The organism is Priestia sp. P5_B4 (assembly GCF_056400385.1).
This window is the reverse complement of sequence record NZ_JBFULJ010000909.1, coordinates 1-1,519: the sequence shown is the minus strand read 5'-3', so window position 1 is coordinate 1,519 and position 1,519 is coordinate 1. Positions and strand designations below refer to the sequence as shown.

Below are 1,519 nucleotides of genomic sequence, written 5' to 3'. Positions count from 1 at the left end.
GATACAGGCCGCTCAGATGTATTAATGGTGGTCAACTTAGATACGAGCCACAATAAAGCAAAAGTTATGCCGATTCCTAGAGATACGCGCGTGCACATTGATGGAAAAGGAACGGATGAGAAAATTAATCATGCTTATCGATACGGAGGCATTCCTTTAACCGTGCGCACGGTTGAGAACTTCTTAGATGTCGATGTCGATTATTATGTGAAAGTAAATATGGAAGGCTTTAAAGATGTAGTAGATGAACTTGGCGGAGTATACGTTAAGAACCCGTTTCCTTTTGTGTTTGATTCATTTATCTTTCCTGAAGGAGAAAATGCGTTGGACGGCGAAAAAGCTCTTGCCTATGTGCGGATGAGACACGAAGATCCAAAAGGAGATTTAGGTAGAAATAATCGCCAGCGCCAAGTAGTGGAAGCTCTATTAGATAAAGGAATGAACATGTCAACGGTGAAAAACATTCCAAGTCTCCTCACGCTTGTAAAGAAGCATATTCGAACGAATATTGATGTCAGCGATGCATTTACGATGTATAACGTTATTAAGAAGGGCCGGCCTGATTTCGAAACGGTAACCGTAAAAGGAGAAGGACAAATGGTAGATGGTACATGGTATTATGTTGTCAAACCATCTGAAAAAAAACAGCTGAGCGCTATGTTTCAACAAACTCATTAATAAGAAAGAGGACTGAAGAAATTCAGCCCTCTTTTTATTCACCAATTTCTTCTTGRCGCTGCAAGCAGGAAATTTGTTTTTTCTCTGGATGTACACCAAATGTATAGCCCCACGTTTGCAATTTATCTAGAATGATTTCGTCTTTTTTAAAGCCAAAGATCATCACTACATCTTGGTTTTCATCTAAAAGCAAATACTTTTCATCTTTGCGCCACATCGTTAAGTTTGACGCATAGAAAAGATTCCAGCCGTTATTCATGCGATGACCGGTTGCTTGGTTTTTATAGTTGACAATCATATTTCTTCCTCCATTAGTGAATCTTTCTAAAAGTAAAACTTCAAAGAATATTATAAACGTTCTATTCCTAGAAATCTATTATTTATCCTGTTGAGGGGAAATCGCCGTGATGTTTATAAAATACATGTGATAAAAGATTTAGTATATAGGGATATATTTGGATAAAACGAGAATTAATAAGTAAGAAAACGGAGAAAAGAAGGGTCTAAAAGCGTATATAATTGAAAAAATTATAAGTTATCTAGCTTTAAAGACTTAAAAACACGCTTTTCAGACCATGGATATGCTTTTTCAAATTTCTACCTACAAGAAAGAAGGCAGAGGCGCGAAATGTGTAGGTGAATCTAAATGAGTTTACGGTAAACATGAGGCCCCAAAACGTGGTACACGCTAGAAAAGGGGGAAATTCAACGATGTCAAAAAAAGCGCTATGGATTAAAAATGCTTCGCAAGTTGTAACGGCCAAAGAAAATAAAGGTCCTTTAGCTGGAAAAGAAATGAGAAACTTAACGGTGATTGAAAATGGCTCAGTCTGGATAGAAG

General features: G+C 37.3%; 2 protein-coding genes. One reads left to right on the top strand and one right to left on the bottom strand.

Going from position 1 to position 1,519, the window contains the following annotated elements; translation table 11 throughout:
- Positions 1 to 678 (top strand): LCP family protein (locus AC1DRF_RS27375; protein WP_477742233.1); only part of this gene is annotated, 678 nt, incomplete at its 5' end.
- A gap of 34 nt (positions 679 to 712) precedes the next feature.
- Here the strand turns inward: AC1DRF_RS27375 and AC1DRF_RS27370 are convergent.
- On the bottom strand, positions 713 to 976 hold the full coding sequence (locus AC1DRF_RS27370; RefSeq protein ID WP_013057818.1) for a hypothetical protein: 264 nt from the start codon (positions 974 to 976) through the stop codon (positions 713 to 715).
- Positions 977 to 1,519: the final 543 nt, after the last annotated feature.